Annotated in this window: 17 protein-coding genes; all 17 read right to left on the bottom strand. The window is 42.8% G+C overall.

Annotated features, from left to right (window positions below; genetic code table 11):
• Positions 1 to 133: 133 nt before the first annotated feature.
• The 17 genes from BUB77_RS12225 to BUB77_RS12145 all read right to left on the bottom strand — a co-directional run bounded on the left by BUB77_RS12225 (position 134) and on the right by BUB77_RS12145 (position 19,246).
• A complete protein-coding gene (locus BUB77_RS12225) occupies positions 134 to 2,632 on the bottom strand; it encodes a transglycosylase domain-containing protein (RefSeq protein WP_073276218.1) in 2,499 nt (832 codons plus the stop codon).
• Between the two features lie 96 nt (positions 2,633 to 2,728).
• Positions 2,729 to 4,855, bottom strand: a complete 2,127-nt coding sequence (locus BUB77_RS12220) for an ATP-binding protein (RefSeq protein WP_073276216.1) — start codon at positions 4,853 to 4,855, stop codon at positions 2,729 to 2,731.
• Positions 4,856 to 4,867: 12 nt separating this feature from the next.
• Positions 4,868 to 5,938 carry a metallophosphoesterase family protein gene (locus BUB77_RS12215; protein WP_073276214.1) on the bottom strand — a complete coding sequence of 357 codons (1,071 nt, stop codon included), beginning with the start codon at positions 5,936 to 5,938 and terminating at the stop codon, positions 4,868 to 4,870.
• A 421-nt stretch (positions 5,939 to 6,359) separates the two neighbouring features.
• Positions 6,360 to 8,288: a methyl-accepting chemotaxis protein gene (locus tag BUB77_RS12210; RefSeq protein WP_073276212.1), complete on the bottom strand. Its 1,929-nt coding sequence runs from the start codon at positions 8,286 to 8,288 to the stop codon at positions 6,360 to 6,362.
• 248 nt (positions 8,289 to 8,536) lie between these two features.
• The gene (locus BUB77_RS12205; protein ID WP_073276210.1) at positions 8,537 to 9,439 is read right to left on the bottom strand and encodes an N-acetylmuramoyl-L-alanine amidase; all 903 of its coding nucleotides are present in this window, start codon (positions 9,437 to 9,439) and stop codon (positions 8,537 to 8,539) included.
• Positions 9,440 to 9,683: 244 nt separating this feature from the next.
• Positions 9,684 to 10,397: a glucosaminidase domain-containing protein gene (locus BUB77_RS12200; RefSeq protein ID WP_073276208.1), complete on the bottom strand. Its 714-nt coding sequence runs from the start codon at positions 10,395 to 10,397 to the stop codon at positions 9,684 to 9,686.
• Between the two features lie 18 nt (positions 10,398 to 10,415).
• On the bottom strand, positions 10,416 to 10,676 hold the full coding sequence (locus BUB77_RS12195) for a phage holin family protein (protein ID WP_073276206.1): 261 nt from the start codon (positions 10,674 to 10,676) through the stop codon (positions 10,416 to 10,418).
• A 22-nt stretch (positions 10,677 to 10,698) separates the two neighbouring features.
• Positions 10,699 to 11,010, bottom strand: coding sequence for a hypothetical protein (locus BUB77_RS12190; RefSeq protein ID WP_073276204.1), 312 nt, complete (start codon positions 11,008 to 11,010; stop codon positions 10,699 to 10,701).
• Between the two features lie 254 nt (positions 11,011 to 11,264).
• On the bottom strand, positions 11,265 to 11,504 hold the full coding sequence (locus tag BUB77_RS29910) for a hypothetical protein (protein WP_073276202.1): 240 nt from the start codon (positions 11,502 to 11,504) through the stop codon (positions 11,265 to 11,267).
• A 34-nt stretch (positions 11,505 to 11,538) separates the two neighbouring features.
• Entirely contained in the window at positions 11,539 to 12,834 is a 1,296-nt protein-coding gene (locus tag BUB77_RS12180) for a hypothetical protein (RefSeq protein WP_073276200.1), read from the bottom strand.
• A gap of 74 nt (positions 12,835 to 12,908) precedes the next feature.
• Complete coding sequence (locus BUB77_RS12175) at positions 12,909 to 13,436, bottom strand: putative phage tail protein (protein WP_073276198.1); 528 nt, start codon at positions 13,434 to 13,436, stop codon at positions 12,909 to 12,911.
• 208 nt (positions 13,437 to 13,644) lie between these two features.
• Positions 13,645 to 14,670 (bottom strand): baseplate J/gp47 family protein, encoded by a 1,026-nt coding sequence (locus BUB77_RS12170; RefSeq protein WP_073276196.1) that lies wholly within the window; start codon positions 14,668 to 14,670, stop codon positions 13,645 to 13,647.
• Positions 14,670 to 15,065 (bottom strand): DUF2634 domain-containing protein, encoded by a 396-nt coding sequence (locus BUB77_RS12165; protein ID WP_073276194.1) that lies wholly within the window; start codon positions 15,063 to 15,065, stop codon positions 14,670 to 14,672. Before BUB77_RS12165 ends, BUB77_RS12170 begins: the two co-directional genes overlap by 1 nt.
• A complete protein-coding gene (locus BUB77_RS12160; RefSeq protein WP_073276192.1) occupies positions 15,062 to 15,295 on the bottom strand; it encodes a DNA helicase in 234 nt (77 codons plus the stop codon). Before BUB77_RS12160 ends, BUB77_RS12165 begins: the two co-directional genes overlap by 4 nt.
• A complete protein-coding gene (locus tag BUB77_RS12155; protein WP_073276190.1) occupies positions 15,292 to 16,233 on the bottom strand; it encodes an XkdQ/YqbQ family protein in 942 nt (313 codons plus the stop codon). Before BUB77_RS12155 ends, BUB77_RS12160 begins: the two co-directional genes overlap by 4 nt.
• Positions 16,230 to 16,904 (bottom strand): LysM peptidoglycan-binding domain-containing protein, encoded by a 675-nt coding sequence (locus BUB77_RS12150; RefSeq protein WP_073276189.1) that lies wholly within the window; start codon positions 16,902 to 16,904, stop codon positions 16,230 to 16,232. Before BUB77_RS12150 ends, BUB77_RS12155 begins: the two co-directional genes overlap by 4 nt.
• Positions 16,904 to 19,246: a tape measure protein gene (locus tag BUB77_RS12145; RefSeq protein ID WP_073276188.1), complete on the bottom strand. Its 2,343-nt coding sequence runs from the start codon at positions 19,244 to 19,246 to the stop codon at positions 16,904 to 16,906. The genes BUB77_RS12150 and BUB77_RS12145 overlap by 1 nt, the downstream gene beginning before the upstream one ends.
• Positions 19,247 to 19,345: the final 99 nt, after the last annotated feature.

Here is a 19,345-nt window from a genome sequence, read left to right as displayed (position 1 = left end):
CTAGTGTGAAAGTGACTTTTTCACACATATTGTATTGGGGCCCCAATGAAATAACTGTAAACCCTGCTGTTACAGGAGAGTCAATAGGAATATTTAAATTTGTCTGTATTATTTTTTGGTTATATTTAAAGGTCTATGGTGTGGAAATATCACCGCCGCCATTATCACCATTTACTCCATTATCCGTCCCCTGGCCATCTCCGCTTCCGTTATTGGTACCGTCACCTCCGGGGTCCGTTCCGTTATCCGGATTATCCGGGTTTTCTCCGTTATCTGGGTTTTCAGGCTCTGTGGGAGTTTCTGTGATATCGGTTCCTCCATCCCCCGGCTCTGTGGGCTCTTCTGTTACAGTATCTGTCGGGGTAGGTGTAGGTGTCTCGGTAGGTGTGGGAGTAGGTGTTTCGGTAGGTGTCGGGGTAATACCCTGATCCTTTGCTTTCTCCTCGTCCGATCTGGTATCGGTATAGGAAGAGAAGGGGATATTTTCAAGGCCTTTATTGATCTCATTCATATAGGTCTTCCAGATGTTTCCGGGGTAAGTGGCACCGGCTAATTGATTGCTGGTTTTCGGGCTGTCATAGCCTACCCAGACACCGGTGGTATAATAAGGGGTATATCCGACAAACCATCCGTCCTTTTTGTCATTGGTAGTACCCGTCTTTCCGGCGGATATCATATTATCAAGGCCAAGTCCCCGTCCGGTACCATTTTTAATAACGCCTGTCAGTACATCCGTCATCATACGGGCTGCATTTTGGCTGTAGACCTGCTTCTTCGCCATTTTGCCGTCCACTATCACATTTCCCTCCGAATCCTTTATGGAAACAATACAGGTCGGTTTTCTGAATACGCCGTCATTTTCAAGGGCGGCATAGCCGGAGGTCATCTCCAAGGGGCTTACACCGTATGTAAAACCACCAAGGGAGGTTGCGGGATAGTAATCATTCTTATCTATTCTGTTGAAGTTCATATTCAAAAGGTAGGATAATCCAACTTTAGGCGTCAGCTCCTCATACAGCTGCCAGGCAACGGTATTCTTGGATTTTTCCACCGCTGTCCTTAAGGGAATCTTTCCAAGGTAAACACCATCAGAATTGGAGGGCCCTCCCTCAAATTTATGGTCATTTACCACATTATCAGGATAATAGCCATTTTCAAAGGACGGAGTGTATACGATCAGCGGTTTGATGGAACTGCCGGGCTGGCGGAAGCTTTGGTAAGCCCGGTTTAAGGTAAGGCCTCCTGTATTCTGGTACCTGCCGCCTACAATAGCAATTACTCTTCCGGTTTTATTGTCTATGGATACTGCCGCTCCCTGGAATTTATAAATTCCATCCTTCGTCTTTTCGGTAAAGTTGGCCAGAGTGTCATCCACTGACTTTTGCAGCTGCTCCTGCTTTTTCATGTCAATGGAGGTGTAAATACGGTAGCCTCCGTAATATAAGGATTTCTGGCATTTGTTATAGGCCTCCTTGTATTCCTTATCATATTCCTTTTTATCCCCATCGGATTTAAATTGATTCTTAAATACAAAACCCTGCTGCTCCATTAAAGCTCTTGTAGCGCAATAGAAAATATAGGTTTCCACATAGTTATTGCGGCTGGGCTTCTTGGTCTTAAGCTTAATCTTTTCTGCTACAGCCTGGTCATATTCCGCCTCGCTGATTTTGCCGTCCTTATACATCTGATACAGGATACGATCCCTTCTCTTTAAGGTATTTGCCGGATAGTCAAGGGGATCATATATGGTGGGATTGTTGGGGATTGCGCATAAATAAGCAATCTGCGACAGGCTTAGCTTATTCACATCCTTGCTAAAGTAGCCCTTGCTGGCTGCCTGTATTCCGTAGTATCCATTGGCAAAATAAATGTTGTTTAAATAAAACTCCATTATCTCCCTCTTGCTGTATTTTTTCTCTAAATCCACTGCAAGAAAGATTTCTTTCAGCTTTCTTTCATAGCTTACCTCATTGGATAAAAAGATATTTCTTGCAAGCTGCTGGGTGATGGTGCTGGCGCCCTGGGTAATTTCTCCCCTATGCTTAACCAGTGCCACAAATGCACGGATATTGGCTGATAAATCCACTCCGCCGTGCTCTAAAAACTTCTTATCTTCAATGGATATCATTGCCTGCACCGCACTTTGGGGAATATTATCATAGCTCAGGTAATAGACATCCTTCTCTCCCTTTAAAACAGACAGCAGCTTCTTGTTGCTGTCATAGACCAGACTGGTTTCCATTTGCCTGAAGGTCTCAGGAGTGGAATCACCAACTAACTGATTGGCATCATTTTGATATTTAACAAAGGCATCCCCGTACTTATAATCAAAAAACAGGCAGCCTGCCAGAAATAACAGGGAGAATACCAAAAATATTGCCAGGACAGTCAGCCTGACCTTTTGTCTTAAACGCTTATTCTTTTTCTTCTTATGTTTATTACTTGCTGTCATATTTTTGTTGTCCTTTTTAGGGGTGCTTCCTGTACCACTTCCCGTACCGTTTCGGTATCCATTATTCCCTGAGCTGCTGCCCGCATTTCTGCTGCTACCGCTGCCTGTGCTCCTGTTTGTACCCCTTGTATTGCTGTTTCTAGTGCTGTTATTTTGCGAACTACTTTTATTATTTTCCATATCTGCCTCTTTACGCCGTTGATATAAAACGGATAGCTGCACAAGCTTTTTATGGATTGAATTCAGGCTTATGCAGATAGTATGATTTGCGGAGAATCAAGCTTCTCCTAAGTCTACGTAGTTATATGAAATATTTAGCTCCTTTAATATTTCCCTCTCCCTTTCATGGCAGGTAAAGATAAGAATCTGCCTGCTGCATCCTGTAAGATAGGATAAGGCCGCCCTTGTTCTCCTGTCATCATAATAGGCAAAGCAATCATCAAGAAGAAGAGGAAGTTCCCTGTCATAGAGGATATCGGAAACACTGAGCCGCAGAGCAAATAATAACTGATCCATGGTTCCGGTACTTAATCTGTCCCATACCCGGTATTCCTCCCCTATCTCTGCCTTCATTTCCAGATTTTCATCTATCCTTATATTACTGTAGCTGCCGCCGGTAAGTTCCGATACCAGACCGGATACCTTTTGATTCAGCACTGCTCCAAAGGAATCATGTATTTTCTGAGAAAGACTCTTAATGGTTTCCATGGCCGTTGCAACAGCCTCTAACTCTATTTTAAGCTCCTCTTCTTTTTCTAAGAGCTTTCTCTCCTTCTCCTGGTAAAATAATAACTCTTCTTCATTTTCTGACAGGGAATTGAGCTCCCACTTGATTTTCTCCGCCAGAAGGCTTAGCCTGTCCCTTTCTTTAAAAATCTCCTCTTCTGCTCTTTGCTGTTCCTTTTTTCTGCCTTCCAAAAAGGTCCTTACTTTTAATAGGTCCCTTTCTTCCGGCTCATACTCCTTTAAAAGCAGCCTCTCTTTCTCCTTGGCTGCCAGCATCAGATAGGATATCAGCTCTTCCTTCCCTGCCGCCACCAATTCTTCCAATTGCTCCTCCTGCCCTATGTATTCCCGGATTTGCACTTTTTTAAAATCATTCTGCATTTCTGCCTTTATAGAAGCTTCATAAAGGGCCGTAAGCTCTTCTTCATTTCTGACATGGTATTTCTCAAGAGTTCCTTCTCTTTTTTTCCGATTGTGCTGATTGATACTGTCAAGACCTTTCAGTCTCTCTTCATATTCTTTTGCTGCCCTTTTTGTATCAGCATTAAGCTTTCCTATTACTGCCGCAGCAGCAAGAGCAAGGGGAAGGGCTGCCAGCCAGACCTTACTGTGGCTGGTAAAGCCGATTAAAAGCATTACCAATGCTCCTAAAAGGAAAAGGACTGTGGCTGTGAAAGCTCTGCCTGTTCTTCTCTTCTTATTTTGGGAAGCCTCTAAAAGAAATGCTTCCCGTTCTTCCTCAATTCCTGCCTTTTCCTTCTCTGTTTCCCTTAAAGCCTCCATATCCTTCTTAAGCTCACCGCTCTTTGGATATTTGCCTGCTGCTATTTCCTCTTCCAGTGTCTCAATTTTCCCTCTAAGCTCTTCCTTTTGTCTCTTTCTGCCCTCATAGTATTTAAACTTATCCTGTATGAGAGGATACTGGAGCAGTGCTTCTTCATAATCAAAGGAATTCTCCTTCTCTGCGCCCTCTGCCCTTTGGCTGTTTACCCTCTCTTCTGCAAGGGAAAGGTCACGGGTTACCCGGTTAAGCTGATTCATAAGGTCATCTGCACGCTGCTCCAGGATTTTTCCTTTTTCGATCAGCTCTTTTGTTTCTTTTAATTCCTGCTGGGGTCTCCTGCTCTCCAGTTCTTTTTTCTTTCCCTGTAAAAAAGCAAGGGCTTTGTTTACATCTACCTCATTGCTTTTGGCTAAGGACAGATTGGTAATATAATTTCTGACTTCGCCTGCAAGCTCCGGGCCTGTTCTGATTTTCTGCTGTTCTATGCTGACAGTATTCACATAACCGGATTCCGTAAGCCCGCCTAAAAGCTCCTTTATCCTTCCGTTATCATTTCCCAGCTCTCTTCCGGTTTCCAGATCAAGAAGACTCATGCTTTTCTGGTTTTTCTCAAGGTTGCGGATAATCCGGTAATTCTTTCCCTCCGATGTAAAATCCAGACTTCCCCTGTAGGAAGAAGGGCTGTCCCAAGGCTGGTATCTGGTATAGATATCTTCCTTTGAAACTCTTCCCCTTGGCTTTTCTATGCCAAAGAGCATCCCTCTGATAAAGGCATGAACCGTGGATTTGCCGGCTTCATTTTCCCCATAGATCAGGTTGATACCCTCTTTTAAGAAAATATTCTTTTGATGAAATTTTCCGAAATCCGTAATTTTAAGCTCCCTAAACTGCAACTGTCTCTCTCCTTATTTGTAATTCTTAGCCTCCAGAAGGGCTTCCATACCATAATATAAGGCTTTTTCCCCAAATTCTCTGGAAAACTCTCCCTCTTCAATGGCCTTTATATAAAGACCGATGATATTATCTTCATTTTCTTCCTTTAAGGCTATAAAATCATAATCCGGCAGTGTATTATCTGCTGCCTCCAGAATATTTCCAAGGCCAAGAAAGCCCTCTATGTCAAATACCATATCCCTTGCCCGCTTTCCGGTAAGGCTGAATTGGTAAATATGGTTCTCACCCTGACTTTTCATGATCTCCCTGATGCTATCGCGGATTTCTCCATTTGTCATGCCCGGATGAACTGCCATTGCTATCCTTTTATACTGGCACCTTGCATGGGGAATGAATTCCGAATGCAGCTTGCTCTTCTCTTCTTCTTTTATAATTTCCCCTTTTATATAGCCCCTCTCCCCTGTCTCGTTCTTGTCCATTGGCTCCAGGGAACCGCAATAGGCTATCCGCTCTGCCAGATACTCCGGCTTATGGATATGCCCCAGGGCAATGTAGTCAAAGTCCGAGCGGAGCAGAGCATTTTTATCAATGGGAATGTTATCGGCAGTTCCGCCGTGGGCAAGCAGTATGTTGATTCTCTCTGCACAGCCCGGGGTTATCTTATCATAAAGAGGCTCCTTTATCTCCCTTGCATGGTAGCTGAAGCCATAAATTTCGGTATTAATATTTTCAAAGTATATGCTGTCCATGTCACGGTCAGCCAGCATATGAACATTATCCGGCCAGGAAAAGCTTGTATAGGGTGAGCGTTCGCTGATATAATCATGATTCCCGGCCATTAGAACCACCTGAGTCCTGGAAAGTCTCCCCAAGGTATAAGCTGCTTCCTTAAGCTCTCTGAGAAGAGGCTGCTTATGAAATAAATCTCCTGCAATCAACAGCAGGTCTATCCCTTCGCTTTCACAAATCTCAGCTATATGAGTAAAACTGTCCCAGATATCCTTTCCTCTCTGCTCAGACCAGGAAAATCCTCTGTCGGGTTTGGCACCTAGATGCACGTCTGCTATATGTATGAATTTCATAGGAACCTCATTTCCATCTCTGCATCGTTGAAAATTATCATCCTTCACGCATTATACGAACCTGCCTGCGGTACTATATAAATATAGCTAATGCTCCCATTTGGCAAGCCGTTTACGCAGCTGGCATAAATAATGTATAATAGTATCCTTTTACATTATAGCACAGGCTTTCAGGGAAAACTATGAAATAAAAGGAAGGATTATTTAAGATTCTATTGCAGTATCTTTAATTTTTTTATAAATCTCCATTTATTAAAGTGCATTATAACACAAAAAAATTTCAAAGTCGAGAAGGCAGCGAACATATGGTCGCTGGATATTTACAAAAACAAAAGAGCCAAAAACAGGCTTTTGCTCCCACTTTTGACTCTCTTTCCGCTATATTATTTTATTGTGCCGTGCTTTCAGGTGAAAGACCGGCTTATACTCTTTGTTCAAATATCTTGAGGTTACCGGCATTTACCTCATAGGTTCCGGTATCAACCGTCTTCTTGACTTCCTTACCGGCAAATACATCTACGAAGGTTTCCAGAGGAACACTTCCCCATATGAAGGGCCTTTGGGCAATGGCTGCCTTTATACTGCCTTTCTTCATATGTTCTGCTACTTCCTTGGTAAAGTCTATGGTTACCACCTTCATGTCTAAGCTGTGGCTTTCCACATATCTTGCATAGGCCAGACCCCAGCCTATATTTGTGGAGAAGAGCAGCTTCGCATTGGGATAATCCTTCAGCATCTTTGTAATGACCCTCTCTGCCTCTTCCTTCGAGGGCTCACCCATAACGCCTACCTGGTGCACTGTGATATTAGAAGTTTCCTTCAGCTCCTTCATAAAGCCCTCTGCTCTTTCCTCCACAGATGCCAGCTTATAGTCCGTCCACATTCCAACAATGACTTCTCCGGCGCCGTTTAAGAGCTGGTTTACGATCTTTCCGGCACTTCGTCCGCATTGCAGGGTGTTGGTGCCGATAATGGACTCATGAGGAATCCCCTTAACCGGAGACTGGATAAAGATTACCTTTGTCCCTTTGTCAGTAATAGTCTTTAATTCCCTTGCGACATCGTCATTCTCTATGGGTGAAATTGCTATTCCGTCAAATCCGCCTATGGATATTCTCCTTAAGATATCAATCATTTCCTTTGTTCCTTGTTCGCCTCTGGCCTTCGGAGCAAATATCTCGATATCCATATCAAGCACCTTTGCGGTCTTTTGTGCTTCCTTTGCAGCGGGTTCCCAGAAAGGATCATCCAAATCCCATATAAGAGCTATCTTTTTCTTCTTTTTAGTGATTGCCGAGGTCTTTATAATGACAGAACTGCGTTCAATTAATGTTACCTTTTCGCATAATTCCCTTGTCATCTTGACCAGTATATCTGCAAGGCTGTTCTGGCTGATGGTCAGGGAAGCAACCTCCTCCGTGGTAGCAGAAGACTCTTCTACTACAGCGGCTATGCTTCCAAGAGCTTCAATTAACGTATTCTTCTCCTTTGTGAGCTGCCCGACCTCTTCACCAAAATCCTGCTGCTTCTTTATAAATACATCGGCAGTGCCATTTACCTGCTCTACTGATTCGATTACTTTGCCTACCGCATGATTCTGTTCCCCAAATATCGCGGTGGAAGAGTCCATTACCCCCTTCAGGTTATCAAGCTGGCCGGTGATATCCGTTAAGGACCTGCTGATGTCCTCACTGGCCTGTCTGCTTTCTTCCGATAATTTTCGGACCTCCTCTGCCACTACTGCAAAGCCCTTACCGGCTTCTCCGGCTCTGGCAGCTTCAATGGACGCATTTAAAGCCAGCAGATTCGTCTGAGAAGCAATACTGTACAGCACCTTGGTAATCTCTGTGATGTTCTGGGTCTTGCTTAACAAGGTGTAGATGGCTCCTGTGATTTCCTGCATTACCTTTTCATTCTTTTCCTGATTCACGGAAAGATTATGAATGGCATCCTTTCCCTCCGCATTTACCTTGCTCATATCAAAGGCAAGTCCGATCAGCTCTTTTGACTTCTGATCCATCTCATTGATTTTCTCAGAAAAATGGTCGGCGACCCCCATACACCTTCCAACATCTTCTGCCTGAGTCTGTGCCCCCTGGGCTATGTACTCCGAGGAATGTCTGACACTTTGGGAGGCATCCACGATTTCCTCCACTACGCCTTCTAACTGCCCGGATATTGATTTTACATTGCCAAACTCATTACGAAACTGGGTAAAATACTTCCTGTAATTATGGTACATGTCATTTTGGTCTTTGTTATCACTGCCTATAAACTCGCTTTCAAAATCCCAGTCCAGCATTCTCTGTATTAAGATTGGGCTTTGTAAATTCCTGCTGTTTTTGAACATGCCTATCACCCTCCGGATTAATAATATTTATTGTAACACTAATTTAGGCATATTTCAATTATTTTCTAAAAATTACAACTTTTAACATGGCTTTTTGTGTTGTATATGGAGGAAATTAAATAGAATTATGATATTTTTGCATAAAATTATGCTCTTTCTTTTTCTGTCCGCAGCAATTCATTGTTCATATTATATAATTCAGTTCTGCCGGCAGAAATGGATATTAAAGGACTTCTGCCGGCTTTCTCTTATTTTGTCCTCCCCTTGGACAGTGCTGTTATGGTATTGCTGCCGGCACTAAAGCCGGTATCTTTTCCTGTCTGGTTCCAGCCAAGCTTCTCCCAGTAAATCAGTACAGCGATTCTTGTTCTGTTTCCATAATTCCCGTCAACTGCCAGCGGAATAAAGCTCTCCCCCTGTAATACGGAATTCAATTTTCCCTGAAGCCACTTAATATCTGTATCCGATGATTTTCTGGTAATGGGCTTTGTAGGAGTATAAACCTCGGGAATATATTTTACTCCGGTGTAATCGCAGATTCCCTTGCAGATTTCCTGGGCCGATTCCTTCCAGTAAGCACTGCTTCCCATCATTTGCAGGGCTTCCCTTTCATTGGTCATAAAGCAAAGCTCCGCCAGAATGGAGGCCTTTGTCCCAAGGGCTTTGCAGTTGCACATGGCAAGGGCCTGTTTGCTGATTCCCCTGTTGGTCTGTTTGGTTCCCTGGACTAAATATTTTAGTACGCTTTTTGCAAGCTTTTCCGACTTGCCGCTATTGGTGTTGTGGATATAAATGCTTACTCCTTCTGTGGAGTTAAAAGCAGTTCCGTCACCATATGCGTTGTAATGTATGCTGACAGAATAATCACATTTGGCATTTTTAATGGCTGTCTGCCTTTGGGTTAAGGGAGTATCCCCATCATCCTTGGGATTATCGTCATCAAAGCCTGTCATGGCGGTATCAAAGCCGCAGCGCTTTAATTCTTTGATAAGATTGAAGGCAACTCCCACAGCTGCCACATGCTCCCGGATACTGTCCCCTTTTTTTACATCGGCCTTACCGTCTTTATTAAAATCTACGTCCGTCGGCACCGGAGGAGTGCGTTTTCCCGGGGTATTATAGCCATGCCCTGCATCTACTGCTATTTTCATATTGGCTCCTTTCATGAAAATCAAATCTGGGATTTGATTTTTCTAAATACACAGCTGAATAATCTATATTTAAACTCCCTCTCATTCCCGCCTGGAGCGGCACAAAAGTTATCGAAGGGAACTGCTTTACAGCTTTCTTTCGTTCCGGACATAATAATATATTTTCATGGAATCAAAAAAGTGCAAAAATGCCCTAAAGCAATCGCATTAACTATTGTTTCAGGGCATTCTCTGTTAAAACCGTCTATACTGCCGCCAATGCTGCCTTGGTTTCGATTCCAGCTATCCATCCGGTATTTGCTCCATCCTTATTCCAGCCAAGCTTCTTCCAATAGAGAAGTAACGCCGCTCTTGTTTTTGCTCCGTATATTCCGTCCAGAGTCAATTCCTTGAAACCGGTCACTCCCTGTAAGCAGCGGTTAAGCTTTACCTGAAGCCAGATAATTGCTAAAGAATCCCCACCCGGTGTTATGGTTTCTTCCGGTTCCTTTGCATATACTACCTGTAAGTCGTATCTCCACAGTTCATAAGTCCGGATGATTTCTATTAACTTGGTGCTGTAACAGATATCCGTCGCCCATCCGTCTTTTCTGATAGCTTCGCTGGCTTCCTTATAATCCGTGATTCCTTTCAGATTGGAGTATCTGGGATACTGAAGGAATTCATAATAACCTTTGATACCCTCTTTCAGATTAGGATATTTTCTGAATTTTGCCTTTATGGTGTAAGGAACCCCCTCTGTTGTCTGCTCTCTTGTAGTATACTCCTTACAGGCGGTACCGCAAGTGCTTGACCATTTCATGCCGAAATAATTGCAGCAGTCTTTTGCTAAAGCGGAATTTCCCCATCGTGATTCCAATACCGCCTGGGCTATGGTAAGGCTTGGCAGTATCTGATAGACAGGGTAATATTTTAAGGCAGCAGCTCCAATTGCTTTTATAAATTCTTTCTTTTCCATATGATATATACCGCCTTCCTACTGTCCTTTTTCTATCAGGTTTCTCATAGCTTCATAAAGCCCGGTACTTGCCAGACCGCTGATCATGCCGCCAAGGATTACTGCCGCACTGATGTTCGGAAGATTGGCAAGGATGTTAATCACTGTTCCAAGGATTAACATAGCCGCCGGTATGTACTGGTTGTTAAAAGTTTTTATGTTCTTAAAGGCATACCCTATGCATAAGCATATCCCCAAGGTCACCACATTGATATATTGCAGTAGAAATGTTAAATCCATATTATTTGCTCCTTTCACCGGCTTACTTCAGCCCTATCTGCAAGGCTATAAAGCCAAGAATAATTGTTACCGTACCAGCCGCCAAAAGCCATTTGAATCTGTCCCATTTATCAGCGTCACGGCCTTCCAGCTTTGTCAGACGCTGGATTGTTTCGTTTAAATCAGAACGCATGTATTTTGTTTCGATGGCTAGTTCTTTGATGGCGGTAACAAGGGAGTTATTTTCCTTCATTTCCGCTTCCATCTCATCCAAACGGATTTTGATTGATTTGGAGCGTTCGTCTATTTTGATTAGAGCTTTTTCCAGCTCGTTGACTTTTTCGTCTAATTCCATAACCCCTCCCCATAAGTTTATTTGTTGTGGCTTCGTTTCTCTTATAATCATTTATAGGATAAAACCATATTGAAAATGCTTAGCAAAGAGAGTAAAACCACAAATTTATATATAGAAGGTTAACTGAACTGCCAAATCAAAAGTATCTGATTACAATCCAATTAAACAGATTTTATAAATATATGACCCTCTATTTAACATTTGCAAACCTTGATATCCAATAATAACCGACATAATTTTTCTCATAGGCTATCCTAAAATTCTATTTTGACTGCAAGGGCATTTTCTTTTGTTTGGCTGCGTTGATTTCCGCTTCCATTGTTGCTGGTAACTGACAAGCTGACTACTGCTTCCGTTTCAAAGGCAAGTTGTTGCAGCCCCTGCAATGTCCAATCGAATGTACAAAGCTCCCCCTGTGCGTTCCATTGAACGGGATGCCGGAAGGCTACTGCACACTCCCTTGTGCTTGGAAATTTTTTCCCCGGTTGTATCATAAATTACTAATGTTTTCATTTTGTTACTCTTTTCTTATTCATAGGCCCACCAAGTGTATACAGTTCCGTCGCCATATGTTACCGGGATACAAAAACCAGATGAATTAACATAACCGTCATAAGCTGGAATTGCATATATATCATTATTTAGTGGGTCGTATGAAGGGCTTTTACCAGCCATATCATAGCAGAGTGTTATTGAACGTCCAAATGCTGCTACATACATTATTATTGACCACCCAAACGACCCAGGTGTACCACAAGTAAGGACTATTATAGACGGAGTAAAAGTTAAATTGCTAATTAATGCATACTTATTGGTGTCCTTTGTACGTTCACTACCACCATAGCCACTAAGTATATGAAATGTTTTTAGTCCCTCATACTGGCTATTCAGTCCAAGTGTAACAGTATGTGTTCCGCTCGCCCACCTTTTCCCTGCTATGGCCGTTCCTTGTAATCCAAATATGTTTGCCGTGTTCAGAATATTTGATGATACAAAATTGGAATCACCAAGTCTAACTCCACCACGATTACTCCAATCGGTACTACCAGCATACCAACCATCTGGCGGAACGACATATAATACTCCTTGCTGCGGAACTGTCATAACTGGAGTATTCCAAGCCCTGTCACGGTTTGGCATTGTACCATTTTTTTTAACTCCATCATCATATCCAGAATATCCAGTAAGTAAAAAATAAGGGTCAAGGATTGCGTCCTCTGTATCTACCACCGTACTTTTTCCTTGCAATCCAAATATTGATTTGCCGGAACGTATGTTATCCGGTATGAAATTTGCATCATCAATATATCCCATAGGTGTGTCCCTTGACTGAGGGTCAGTTATAGCAGTATCAATATATGCACCTGGTAAAATAGGATAATGTAAGCGTGTACCACCTGCTTGTGGCCAGGCATTAGCTTTCTTTGCATTCATGTTAGTGTAGCCTTTGCCATTACCATTCTGGCGTGGAAGAGTTCCTGTTACTTTTGCACCCTTTACATAAGCTGTCATGCCTGCAAGTATCTGTTCCGCTGTTGCCGTAGCGTCCCCTGTATCTACTCCGGTCTTAATCTGCCCTATTGCTGTAGCAAGCTGGGCAAAGGTTGCATCTGTAGGTATTGTTACGCTTGGGTCTATGCCAGTAATGGCGGTCTTAATTTTGCCTTTACCATCACTGGCTGACTGAAAAGCCTGGTCTGCCTTATCGCTCACATTTTTAATCTGGTCATCGATAATATCAAAATTCTCATTGATACCTTCTATATTAATATAATCATTAAGCTGCTGCTTTTCTAAATTATAATTACTGGTTTTTTCTGCCATATTAACCTCTTTTCTGCTTATCAAAATTCAGGTTTGATATGCTTAATATTTGATAAAATTTCTTTCTATAACTTTTATCTTTCTCTAAATGTTTTCCATGAATAAGCTTTGGCATCCTGCCATGTCATATTACTTACATCCTTCCATGTGTTGTAGGTATATTCAAAAATAAAGGACAAATGCGCAGGCTTTATTTCTTCAATAGTCAAGGTTAGATCGCTCATATTTGCCGGGATGCCCTTCGTTCCCACAAATTTAACCACAAAGCTGTTATTCATGGCATCCTCAATAACTGCTACCTCTCCATTAGAATAAGCACTTGCAGTTTCTGCAAGCATCTTTTTCGTCACCGTTCCTGTCCCCCTGGCCTTCGCAAGCAGTCTTTCCCTTCGAAAACCATTACTCTTTGTAACATCCACCGTAAGCCCATAGATTTTTTCATACCTGCTAAGAAGAGCCGCCGCTGTCCCGATAAAGCACTGATTGACAGTTTCCTGCAATTCAAGAGCCGCTTCATCCACCTTGGCGGTAAGTATATCCTGAAGCTCTTCCATGGTTTTGTTCCCCCTGTAATAGGGGGGTAAGTGTTCCATCAGATTCATAATAACCTCCATGCATTTCACAAGTTTACTTGCGATACTGCCCAAATAGAAAGTAAAAATTGCTTTTTAATTTTCACACTAATACCCATGCATACTCCAAACTTATTACAATACTGCTTAATTAGAAATTTGAAAAATGCATCACATTTTTCAATCTAATTCCTAACTCCTTTCGCAAATACCGGTTTCTATTTTACTTTTGGCCCTTTTATCCAGCCTCCGATAAGGTGATTGCTCCTGCTATCGGCATCTGGGTATCTGCAATCGATACATTTGACATGCCGCCATTTAGCAAAAGGTCAGAATAATCAGAGATTCCCTTAGTACTTAATAGAAGACTGCCAATTTTGGCGTAGCTGATGGTATAGGCTTCAAAAATTGTCCCCTTTAAATATTCGGCAATGGCTGCTGTAAAATCTGCTGTTACTTCTTTTAACAGTCTGCTTCCATCCAGGGTTATCTTTGCTGAAACTGTGATTTCCTTACTGGCCGGGCTTGTTATAGTAACAGCAGCACCAATTGGCCTTACTGTTTCAATATGCTCATACACCTTTGCTTCCAGGCCGGTATCTATGGACATATTGCTGTCTACAATCATTACTTTTACAGTGCCGTTGCCATTCCAGAGAGGATACACCTTGGCATCTCCCACTCCCGGAACCTCAAGGGCCCATTTCCGGTAGTTATAAGCATTCCCGCTGGTACTGGGTGACTGCACGAAGGCATAGAATCTGGCTCTTAAGTTATCGTCACTTTCCTCTTCCTCTCCGGCTGTAATGATATCCGTAAGGCTGGCTGTAACACCGCTTAAGTTATCAATATTTACAAGGGTGCCATTGTAATGGTTCCCTGCTTCACCTGTCTGCTCACATTCTGCCTCATAGCTGTTACCGGTACCATCAAGCTTTTTCATCACCTGATAGGTGGTAGCTTCCAGTCCCCATCTGCTGCCAATAGGCACCTCTTTATTGGTAGTTATCTTTCTGGCTGCTTTGGTGGCCGGTTTTCTTGTAATTCCATAATCCGATACCACACGGTCTAAATATTCTCCAACGGCAGTATCCCCAAATACCAGGTTAATAAAGTTATCCATGTTAAAATAGGTCTGGGCCAGCTCAAAGGCGCAGGGGGCCAGGGCGTCGTAAAGGATGCTCCCTTCCCTTTTATCCACATCATTTTCTACCCGGCTCAGCATTTCATTTAATATGCTTTCATAGGTCATTGCTTCAAACATTAATATGCCACCTCCTTTGTCACATTCAGGTCTCCGTAGATGCTTTTTACCAGAAAGCTGATGTTAAGTTCGTCTCCCTTTTCATCAAACTCAAAATCCGTAACTTCGCTGATTCTTTCGTCAGAGAGAAGGCATTCGGAAATCCTGCGCTCGATTTCGATTATGACATAATCCGGGTCTTTTCCAATCAGGTCCTCCAGGGCAATTCCATAGTCAAAGCTATAAATGGGATATTCATACTTTTCCGTATTCAACAGCTTATAGACTGCCTGCCACAGGGCATCCGCCCCGGTCAAATATCCCTGAATCTTATCCGGATACAGGCCATAGGTTCTGTCCTGCTGTTCTTCCATCTGAATTACCATATCCTCTGCAAATGAATTTGCCGGTATCATTCTTCCACCACCTCCAGTAAATAGTATTGCTGTCCGCCGTGGTTCCGAAGGAGCCTGACCTGTTTTCCGGGAGTTAATCCCTTTTTCAGATTACCCTGCACCAGCTCCAGGGGCAGGGTCAGCCTGTCACTTATCTGAATTCCTTCCTCCACTACCGTCCCGGTAAGGAGCATACAAAGCTTTACATTATTTAGATAATTCTCCATAATTATTTTGATTTCCTGTATCATATCATTACCTCCAGACTCATGGTGTGAAGAGGCAGAAACTGGTGGGTAACACTTTTTACAATCAGCCGCTTATCAAGGCCAATGTCCTTTATAATTGCATTAAAGGTAGTTCCTGCCCGAACTTTTGTATTTCCAAGGCATTCAAGGCTTACGCTTTCCGCCTCTCTGTTATATAGCCCAAGCAAGCTGTCCGCCATTGCCTTTACCTCTGCACTGGTGTATTTCTTATCCACCTTTTCAAAGTATTGCAGGAATCCATAGGAATAGATGGATTTATCATCCTTTACCACCGTAACATCGGCTTTTTCTGTCTCATCATCTACCCTGACCAGCTTTATCATGTTATAAAAGTCATTATCAATGGATTTTTCATACTTATAGTCATAGCAAAGGCTGGCATCTCCCAGTACCAGATTCAATGCAAGGTCCCCTATCTCCCGCAGGGTAATCTTTCCGAATTCATCCCGCAGGGCGTACCATTTACCCTTGGCCTTTAAGGTATCACTGATAGCAGAATAGATAATGTCAAGCCACGTCTTATCCTCCTGTACCCCCATTGGAAGGACAAAGCCTGCTTCCGCTATGCTGCCTTTCTTCAGATGAAAATAGTTGCACATCTTATTGGTTAAGGTAGCTGCCGTATCATTCTTTAAGAAAAGGGTATCCTTTGCCTTACAGTAGCGGAGCTGGTCATAGGCTGTGATACTGATCTCCTGGTTCCGTCCTCTGCTGATTTTAAAGACAAAGCCCTCGAAAATACCGACACTGTCATAGGTAAAGCGTACAATACTTCCGTTTTTGATATCCAAATCCTTCTTTAAGTAGGTAAAATCCAGCTTGCTGCAGCCTTCATTTAACGTATCCTGAAAGGATACCTTGGTCACCAACTCACTGATATCATAGATTTGCTCACCGGTTTTTACAATAAAGCTTATCATGGAATCACCAGCTTCCAGCCGGGATAAATCAGAGCAGGATTTTTGATCTTATCCTTATTGGCTTCATAAATCTTCGTATATTTTGCCCCATCCCCATAGTATTTTTTTGAAAGGCCAAAGAGGGTATCGCCTTTTACCACAACATGGTATCCATTTTTCTTGGGATTTGCAGAATCACCTTTTCCTTTAACGGCCTTACCGGTTTTCTGATCTATTTTATAATAAGGTGCTTTATTGAAGTCCCGGTATTCTATAAGCTTAAAGGATACGTACTTATCCCCTTCCTCTCCTGCTTTTTCCGATATGGACATTTCCTCAATCAGTACGAGAGTATTAATCCTGTCTTTATAAAGGGTATCTTTTCTTGTAACATTGCCGGCCATGAATCTTATGGGAGCTTTTTGTTTCCGCCATTTGCTAAATACATCCATATAGTGCTTTGCATCCTTGAAACTCTCTTCCTTCTTAACAGTCACATAGCTGTACTGCAGATGGGGAAATTCGCATTCAAAGCTGTATTCCTTCAGTTCCATATAGGTTGGAACCACTATCTGCCCAAGCTTCAGTACATTGTACTTTTCTACCGCCTGGGTATTGGTTACACTTATTTCTTCCGGGTTGGTGGGCAGCCTGTAGGTTGTTCCATTATAGTCGAAAAATATTGCGTACATTAATATACCCCCTCACTTGCCGTTGCTATCTGCTCCCTTAAAATCTTTTTAATTCTGCCTGCTACCTTATTGGCATCTGCCGTTTGGTGGACATCTCCGAATTGTACGGATATGTTGGGGGCCAGAGAGTTGGTGGCAACATTGGCAATGTAGTCCCGCTCTGCAATATTCTTTAAGTACTCCTTATCCTCATCGGGCATATTCACACTCATGGAGCCTCCGGCGCCGGTTCCTTCAACTTTAAGAGGGGAAGAAGGATCACCCGGAAGGTTTTTACTTCCCTGAAAGGGTTGATATCCTAAATTGCCCATCGGGTTGTATGCTGGGTCTTTTGTTTGGTCTTTTACTGTGTTTTTACCCAATGTTTTATTATAGCTTTCCATCGGGTCGTATGCCGGGTTTTTTGTTGGGTCTTTTACTATGTTTTTACCCAATGTATTATCATAGCCTTTTGCCATATTTTCTATATTCTTTGCGGTATTGGTACCGAGTTTATCTCCTGTTAAAGCAGCCTTGGTGTAGTCTTTATAAGAAGCTTCTTTTGCATAGGTTTTATAGCCCGATTCTGCCTTGGTACTTTCCTTTTCAGCGGAGAGCGCGTCTGTCATCTTTGTAATTCCTGCCGCTATATTTATCTTTTTTCCAGTCAGCTTATTGATAAAGGAGGAAAATCCTTTTGCAATACTTGTGATATTGCTTAATGCATTAATTGCAAGATCCAGAAAGAGGATTTTAATACTTGCAATGGGATTGTTAAATGCATTGCCAAAGAAATTGATAAAGGCGGCCACTACATTCCATATGTTCACAAAGGAATTATAAACATGTGCAACGACTACACCTAAAAAGCCTCCGATAGCACCGCATACCTGTTCAAAGGAAACTCCAACACTTGCTAATATGCCAATAACCGCTGCCAATGCTCCTATAATCAGGAGAATAGGCCAATTGACTGCCAGCCACGCTGCTGCCATGGCTATGGTATCAATAATCATGACGGCAAGAACTACTCCAACCAGATATGCCAGAATAGGCCCTATTATGTTCCAGTTTCCGATGATAAAGTCGCAAACCTTTGCTGCCGCATCTCCTAACATACTCATACCGGCTATCAGCTTATCTACAAACTGCTGCACCTGGGGATTTGAAATAATTTCATTCAGCTTGTCCAAAACGCTGGAAGCTGCCTGCAATGCGCCTTCCTTTAACTTATCCCAGGTTTCTCCGAAGGTCATCTTGGTATTTCCAAATTGTGTATTAATATCATTACTCATAGAAAACATAGCATTTTTTATTACATCTGCGGTAAGTTTTCCATCATCCGCCATCTTATACAAGTCATCCGAGGACATACCTGTGTAACTTTTTAAGGATTCCATCACAAGAGGTGAGGTACCGGAAGCGGCCTTTAAGTCATCGCTTCCCAGACTTCCCTTTGACAGTCCGCCAATCATCTGATTCATGGCAGCTCCCCGGTCCTCCGCTCCGCCGGCTACAACTGACTTTTGCATCAATTCCGCAAAGGCTATTGCCTGGTCATTATTCTTAAAGGCACCGCCTTCCACGGCGGAAAGGCTTGCCACATAACCTGCCATGTCCTTATAGGTGCTCCGTGAGCTGCCTGCTGCAGCTGCTACTTTTCCATGAAGTGCGTTATTAGACCGTTTTCCGTCATTCACCTTGTTGAGCTTTGAATTGGACATGCTCAGGTTGTCTGCTAAATCAAAGGCTTTTGTTACACCTTTCAGACTCTTGAATTTGTCGAATAAATCTTTTACCTTACTTCCTGCCTTAGAAGATTTTTTCTCGGTATCTCCCAGAGATTTATTCACATTTCCTATTTTATTACCGGCGTCCAATAAATTCTTGGCAGCATCTCCCACCTTCTTGCTGGTACTCTGGAAAGAGTCTGTCACTCCCTTTAGACTGTCTCCGGTCTGCAGCATATTCCCAGTTGCTTTCATAGCGGCATCACCGGCCTTTTTCATATTCTTTGTCGTATCATCCAAGGTTTTTCCGGCACTTTTCATCTTCCCGGTCGCCCTGTCTGCCGCATCACCAGTCTTTTTCATTCTCTTTGATGCATCATCCAGAGACTTTCCGGTCTTTTGCATATCCGTCACCGTTTTGGAAGCGGCATTCCCAAAGCTTTGCATCTTGCTTGCGGCTTTGTCTGCAGCTTTTCCTGCCTTTAAGATGTTACCTGCCGAATTATCAAACTTCGTACTGGCTTTTATCATTTTAGCAGTCGTCGTATCCAGCTTTTTCATTAGCTTCTCTAGCGCTTCCGAATAGATATCTATTGATATTTTCATAGATTTAAAATCTGCTGCTTCTGCCATTATCTGCTCCTGCCTCCTTTCATCTTTATTTTGTCTGCTTCCCTTTTCTCCGATTCCACCCTTACCATAATGCTGGCATAGACAAAGGCCTTTTCTCTC

The sequence above is a fragment of the Anaerocolumna jejuensis DSM 15929 genome, assembly GCF_900142215.1.
Classification (GTDB): Bacteria; Bacillota; Clostridia; order Lachnospirales; family Lachnospiraceae; genus Anaerocolumna; species Anaerocolumna jejuensis.
The sequence above is the reverse complement of the archived record's forward strand: the minus strand, read 5'-3'. Positions and strand labels throughout refer to the sequence as shown.